Source organism: Mycobacterium innocens (genome assembly GCF_900566055.1).
GTDB lineage: Bacteria > Actinomycetota > Actinomycetes > Mycobacteriales > Mycobacteriaceae > Mycobacterium > Mycobacterium innocens.
This window is the reverse complement of sequence record NZ_UPHQ01000016.1, coordinates 24,856-31,665: the sequence shown is the minus strand read 5'-3', so window position 1 is coordinate 31,665 and position 6,810 is coordinate 24,856. Positions and strand designations below refer to the sequence as shown.

Here is a 6,810-nt window from a genome sequence, read left to right as displayed (position 1 = left end):
CGCCCTCACCGTCACCGACAACGCCGGCCGACCGCTGCGCCCAGGATCGCTGGCGCGCCCACCAACCCAACCCCCGCCCACCGTCGCGCCGTGCCCCGGGCCCACCGGCGAGCGCGCCCACTGGTGGTGGTATGAACCCTTCCAACCCCAACCACCACCGACAAACAACTAGGAACTCGCCGATGTAGTTGCCCCCAGCGTGCCGAGATTTTTTGCGGTGTCGGGATTCGGCAGCTGTGGTGATTGGTTGGCATCGCGGAGGTGGCCAGATGGTCGGGTGGCTCGGTGGTCGCGGGTCAGGCGATGGCCCAGCCTCCGGCGTTTGAGTGCAGGCCCAGGATGGCCAGCCGGGCGAGGTTGATCGCGCCTGCTCGGGCCAGGATGTCGGTCAGGATGCGTTGTTGGCCGCGGCAGCAGGCTTTGCGCCCACCCCAGGGGCGGCGGATGAAGTGGCTGATCTTGCGTTCTACGACCGGTCGATATGATCGGTAATCGGCCTGCCAGTCCGGGTCGCGTTGGCGGGTCTTGGCGTGCTGTAGTGCGGCTTCATGGGCATGGATGGTGATCACCCGCCCGCTGCGGGCTTTGGTGCATTCGGTCCGCAGCGGGCACGACCCGCACAACGCACCGAAGCGGGCCACCTGCCGACGCCGGCCGGTGCTGATGGCCACGGTGTGCTGCGCCGGACAGGTCACGGTGCCGGCGGTCAGGTCGATGCCGAACTGGTCTTTGGAATAGCCGTTGGCGTTGCGCACCGGGGGAACCTTGGCGCGCATGTCGCGGCCCCGCCTGGTCTGCGCATCCAGGGTTGCTCCATCGGCATAGGCCGAATCGCCGTACACCTCATAAACTTTCGGCTGCAGATCGTCATCGACGTGCTCACCGGAGTCGTTGACCGCAGCATCGGCATCGGTTACGTCGGTGTTGTCGGCGTCGGTGAGGGTATCGGGTGCACCACTTGTGGCGTCGGTGACTGGGTTGTAGAGCAGCTTGTCGATGACCTCACGGTCGGCGGCGTTGGCCGGGGTGACCGCAACGCCGGTGATCAGTTCGTCATCGGGGTCGATGCCCAGGTGCGACTTGTAGCCATCGAAGGTCCGCGCCCGCGACTTATGCCCATGGCGGGCTTCGGCGTCGACGGTGGAGATCATCCGGTCTTTGGCTACCCGCCGCGCAATGCGGAAGATCCCGTCCTGACCAGCTTCGACGTCTTGGCCAGCCACCAGCGCCAGCAACTCGACCACCTCAGCGAGCGCCCCCCTCGAGGTTACGGCCGTCGCGGACCTCCAATGCCGCATTGGCATCACGCCCTAACGCATCCACCAAAAGCTTCACGAGCCTTGGGGGTCATCCCAATCACAGGGGTGGTTTGCCCACACTGGTGTAGTCATCGTCGCGGGTCAACACGCTACGCACGGCAGCCAACTCCGGATCGGCCCGATCAGCAACGGTCAGCAGTTTCCGGATCGCAGCCCGCAGCTGGATCACCGTTTCCTGGGTGGCGACCGCATCCAACAGCGGAGTCGAATCCAGCACCCGGCGGCGCCCCCGCAGCAAGCCCGCTGCTCGCGCAGTGGCGTTGACGTCGTCGAACAACCGCGTCGACGCGCGCAATCGGTTGCGCATGCCGACCAACACCGTCGGATGAAAAGCTTCCGCGTCTACCGTCAACCCGGCCGCGGCCTTCCAGCGCAGGTCAAAGGTCAACCGGTCACACGCCTCCCGGTCCGACAATCCCTCGTAGGCCTGCAACAGCATCACCGTGGCCATCACCCGCGCCGGCACCGTCGGGCGCCCCAACGCCGAACGCTTGAACAGATCCGCGAAATAGTCATCACCGAACAATGCCCCGCCGTGCTCGGCCAGCAGCCGATAAACACTGCCCGGCGCTAGCTGATCACCAACCAGCAGCATCACATCATCGAACCGGCCCTGCCGATTCTCCCGTCCCAAAGCCACACAAAGATCCTCGCCGCCCACCAACCCCAAAGTCGCTCCGGCACGCCGAAACTCGGTAACTAAAGCAGCACCGCCCTAGGCTGGTCAGCAGCATCGTATCGAAGCTGAAACACATTGGGGCATACAGATTTTCGTTGTTAACCAAGGCCGCACCGCCGCCGACCCGATACCCAAGCCCTCATCAACATTGCTCGCTGACGTGCGCACGAACTTGAGCTTGAGCCAAGTCGGGTTCCACAACGTCAAGCTGCCGTAACTGTCGTTCGCCCGCTCACACGGGCCCCGGCGATGGCGCCGTTCGCTCGCCCGCGTTCGCTCGCCCGCTTACGCGAGCTCCGCTCACCCGGCGCGGCTCGCCCGCGTTCGCGAGCTCCGCTCACCGGCGCGGTTGCCAGAGGACGAGGGCCGTGCTCTTAGGCAACACCGCAAGCTCACGACGTTGATTGGCGCGCAGGACCGCCAATTCCTCGGCCATTTCCTTGACCCTCGCCTGCAGCGCTTCCACCTGATTCGTCAGCTCGATGATGCGCTTGATGCCGGCGAGGTTGACGCCCTCTTCCTGCGAGAGATGCTGCACCTGACGCAGCAGGTCGACGTCACGCTCCGAATAGCGCCGCCCCCCACCCGAAGTGCGCCTCGGACTGACCAAACCCAACCGGTCATAGGTGCGCAGCGTTTGCGCGTGCATGCCGGCCAACTCGGCAGCCACCGAGATCAGAAACGTACGAGACTCGTCCTTCTTGGCCATCAGCGATTACCCGCCCAACCGGCCCTGGGGTTGAACCCGCTGGACCGCTCAGCCGCCGCGTAGGCCTGAAGTGCCTCTTCGGCGGCGCCTTCCAAGTTCGGCGGAACGGCCACCTTCACAGTGACGAGCAGGTCGCCGCTACCGCCGCTGCGCTTGGGCACGCCACGGCCGCGCACCCGCAAGATCCGACCATCGGCGGTGCCCTTCGGCACCCGAACGCCAACGGTCCCGTCCAGCGTTGGCACGGAAAGTGTTGAACCCAAAGCCAATTCGGTAAAGCTGACCGGAACGGTCACGGTCAGGTCATCACCGTCGCGCCCGAACACGGGGTGCGGCCGAACATGCACCGTCACATACAGGTCTCCCGACGGCGCACCGCGCAACCCGGCTTCGCCTTGCCCGGGCAATCTGATTCGCTGTCCGTCCTCGACGCCCGGCGGGATCCGCACATTGATGGTGCGGGTACGGGTGGTGACGCCAGTGCCTTTGCACTCATCACAAGGGTGCTCGATGATCGAGCCGCTACCCCGGCAATCGGTGCAGGGCTCGGAGAAGCCGAACGCGCCCTGATTCCGGTTGATCACCCCGGCGCCGTTGCAGGTCGGACACACCTTGGGGCTGGTGCCCGGGCGCGCTCCGCTGCCGTGGCAGTTGGTGCACGGCGCCGGACTGGTCAGCCGCAACGGCATCGCCACGCCCTTGGCGGCCTCCACGAAATCAAGCTCGGTCTCGGTCTCCAGATCGTTGCCGCGTCGCGGCCGGCTGGGACGGGCGCTGCCGCCGCGGCCGAACAACCCGCCGAACAAGTCACCGATATTGGTCCCGCCGGAACGGCTGGCGGCGTCGAACAAATCGTTGAGGTTGAACTCGGCGCCATCGGAGCCGTAGCTGCCTCCCCCGAAGCCCCCGAAGCCGCCGGCGTCGAACCTACGGCCGCCGAAACCGCCGCCGGCGAAAAGCCGGCGCGTTTCGTCGTACTCCTTGCGCTTGGCCGGATCGGTGAGCACTTCCTTTGCCTCGGAGACCGCCTTGTAGCGATCCTCGGCCGCCTTGTTGCCCGGGTTCCGGTCGGGATGATTCTCGGCGAGCAACTTTCGAGCCACCCGCTTGATTTCTTCAGCGGTGGCGTCGGAGGAGACGCCCAGCTCCTTATAGAAGTCCTTCTCGACCCATTCTCGCTGGGCCATGTTGCGTCACCTCCTCACCTTTGTCTCTGTAGTTTTGTCTCGCCTCTGATTCTCGGCCTTATTCACCGGGCACGTCGGCGTTATCGCTCGTGTCGGGCTGCTCGGTTTCGACGGGCTCGTCGGCCACGGGCGGTGCATCCGATTCGGCCGTGTCGTCAGCAACCGTGTCGACGACGGCGACCAGGGCATTTCGCAGAACATGCTCACCGAGCTGGTAGCCCTGCCGCATGACGGTTCCGATCACCGGCTTGGCGTCTTGTCCGCCACCGCCCTCATGCTGCACCGCCTCGTGCAACACCGGGTCGAAATCCTCGCCCTCGGCGCCAAATGGCTTCAACCCCAGGCCGGTCAACGCGCTCATCAGCTTGTCGGCGACGGCCTTCAGCGGCCCGGAATCCAGGTCTCCGTGCTTGCGCGCCCGCTCGATGTCGTCCACCGCATGCAGCAATTGGCTGACAACGGCGGCCTTTGCCCGGTCCGCCGCGGCCTGCTGGTCACGCAGCGCACGCTTGCGATAGTTGGCGAAGTCGGCCTGCACCCGTTGCAGGTCGGCCGTCAACTCGGCAACCTTTTCCGCCAGTTTGTCGGTGCCGACCGCCGAGCTTCCGGGTACCGGCCCTCCCGGCGCATCGCCGGGAGGGACATGGCGTACCTCGCCCGTTTCCGGATCGATGCGCCGCTTGTCGGTGACCGTCACCTGTTCGCGTGGGTTGCTTTCGGTCACTTGGACTCCCGGTCGTCGTCGACCACCTCCGCGTCCACCACGTCGTCAGCTGAGCCCGACGGGCCGCCGCCCGGCTGCGCCGCGCCGGCAGCGCTAGCCTCAGCCTGAGTGGCCTCGTAAATCGCCTGTCCGAGCGCCTGTGACTCGTGGCCGAGCTTTTCCATCGCCGACTTGATCGCGGCAATATCAGTGCCACCAAGTGCCGTCTTCGCCTCCGCGACCGCGGCTTCGACCTTGCTCAGCGTCTCCTCGGGAACCTTGGAGCCACCTTCGGCCTCGCGTTGCTCTTTGACGAACTTCTCCGTCTGGTAGACCAGCGTCTCGGCCTGGTTACGGACGTCGGCCTCTTCGCGACGCTTGCGGTCCTCCTCGGCGTGCGCCTCGGCGTCCTTGATCATCCGGTCGATCTCTTCCTTGGACAGGCCCGAGCCTTCCTGGATCCGGATGGTGTTCTCCTTGCCGGTGCCCTTGTCCTTGGCCGTGACGTGCACGATGCCGTTGGCGTCGATGTCGAAGGTGACCTCGATCTGCGGGACGCCGCGGGGCGCCGGCGGGATGCCGGTCAGCTCGAAGGACCCGAGCAGCTTGTTGTGCGCGGCGATCTCGCGCTCACCCTGATAGACCTGGATCTGCACCGACGGCTGGTTGTCGTCGGCGGTGGTGAAGGTCTCCGACCGCTTGGTCGGGATCGTGGTGTTGCGCTCGATCAGCTTGGTCATCACGCCGCCCTTGGTCTCAATACCCAGGCTCAGTGGCGTAACATCAAGCAGCAGAACGTCTTTCACCTCGCCCTTGAGCACACCGGCCTGCAGCGCGGCACCGACGGCCACCACCTCGTCGGGGTTGACACCCTTGTTGGGCTCTTTGCCACCGGTGAGCTCCTTGACCAGGTCGGTCACCGCCGGCATCCGGGTCGAGCCGCCCACCAGCACCACGTGGTCGATGTCGGACACCGAGATACCGGTGTCGGCGATCACCGACTGGAACGGCTTGCGGGTGCGGTCCAGCAGGTCTTGGGTGATGCGCTGGAACTCTGCCCGGGTCAGCTGCTCGTCGAGGAACAGCGGATTCTTGTCGGCGTCGACGGTGATGTAGGGCAGGTTGATCGAGGTCGACTGGCTCGAACTCAGCTCGATCTTGGCCTTCTCGGCGGCTTCCCGCAGCCGCTGCATCGCCATCTTGTCCTTGGTCAGGTCGATGCCGCTGGTGCCCTTGAACTTGTCGACCAGCCAGCTGACGATCCGGTCGTCCCAGTCGTCGCCGCCCAAGTGATTGTCACCGCTGGTGGCGCGGACCTCGACCACGCCCTCGCCGATCTCGAGGAGGGAGACGTCGAAGGTGCCGCCACCGAGGTCGAAGACCAGGATCGTCTGTTCCTTCTCGCCCTTGTCCAGGCCGTAGGCCAGCGCCGCGGCGGTCGGCTCGTTGACGATCCGCAGCACGTTGAGGCCGGCGATCTGGCCGGCGTCCTTGGTGGCCTGGCGCTGGGCGTCGTTGAAGTAGGCGGGCACGGTGATCACCGCGTCGGTGATGTCCTCACCGAGGTAGGCCTCCGCGTCGCGCTTGAGCTTCATCAGGACACGCGCGCTGATCTCGGGCGCGGTGTATTTCTTGCCGTCGATTTCGATGGACCAGTCGGAGCCCATGTGTCGCTTGACCGAACGCACGGTGCGATCGACGTTGGTCACCGCCTGGTTCTTGGCGGGCTGGCCGACCAGCACCTCGCCGTTACGCGCGAACGCGACGACAGACGGAGTGGTCCGTGAGCCCTCGGAGTTAGCGACCACGACAGGGTCACCACCCTCCAGCACGCAGACGACGGAGTTGGTGGTCCCGAGGTCGATTCCGACCGCACGAGCCATGGTGATTCCTCCTGAGTATGTAGACCTTCTGTACTGCACTATGCTGAGTGAACCCCGCTCAAGCCTGCTCCCAGCGGGACTTGCTGTCAAACAGGGTTGAGCTTGATCCACTCAACTTGTCGATCATGCTAACGGTGTCGGCCTCGCTCTTGTTCCCGGGGTCGGCTGTTGATGTCGGTACCGGCGAATCCCGTCAGTTTCATGCGCCGCAGCGGACCGGCGCGGTGCAGTCGCCGGGAAGTTCCAACGGATGCCGGCCTATACGGCTTCCCGGGCAGAGGTCGCCGACGGGCGCGACGCAGTGAAGACCCCTTCTCAACGCGTTCGGCG

The 6,810-nt window shown here is 65.4% G+C and carries 4 protein-coding genes and 2 pseudogenes; 1 reads left to right on the top strand and 5 read right to left on the bottom strand.

The window, feature by feature from the left end:
• Window positions 1-172 (top strand): annotated as a pseudogene (locus EET03_RS31070) (hypothetical protein); the annotation flags it as partial.
• Window positions 173-296: 124 nt separating this feature from the next.
• On the opposite strand, the pseudogene EET03_RS32875 reads toward EET03_RS31070, so the two are convergent.
• The 5 genes and pseudogenes from EET03_RS32875 to dnaK form a co-directional block, all read right to left on the bottom strand.
• Window positions 297-1,959 (bottom strand): annotated as a pseudogene (locus tag EET03_RS32875) (transposase).
• Window positions 1,960-2,335: 376 nt separating this feature from the next.
• Window positions 2,336-2,707 (bottom strand): heat shock protein transcriptional repressor HspR, encoded by a 372-nt coding sequence (locus EET03_RS01875; protein ID WP_023370059.1) that lies wholly within the window; start codon window positions 2,705-2,707, stop codon window positions 2,336-2,338.
• On the bottom strand, window positions 2,707-3,894 hold the full coding sequence (gene dnaJ / locus EET03_RS01870; protein ID WP_075541116.1) for a molecular chaperone DnaJ: 1,188 nt from the start codon (window positions 3,892-3,894) through the stop codon (window positions 2,707-2,709). Before dnaJ ends, EET03_RS01875 begins: the two co-directional genes overlap by 1 nt.
• A gap of 58 nt (window positions 3,895-3,952) precedes the next feature.
• The gene (gene grpE / locus EET03_RS01865) at window positions 3,953-4,618 is read right to left on the bottom strand and encodes a nucleotide exchange factor GrpE (protein WP_075541115.1); all 666 of its coding nucleotides are present in this window, start codon (window positions 4,616-4,618) and stop codon (window positions 3,953-3,955) included.
• Entirely contained in the window at window positions 4,615-6,480 is a 1,866-nt protein-coding gene (dnaK, locus tag EET03_RS01860; RefSeq protein WP_063469051.1) for a molecular chaperone DnaK, read from the bottom strand. Before dnaK ends, grpE begins: the two co-directional genes overlap by 4 nt.
• Window positions 6,481-6,810: the final 330 nt, after the last annotated feature.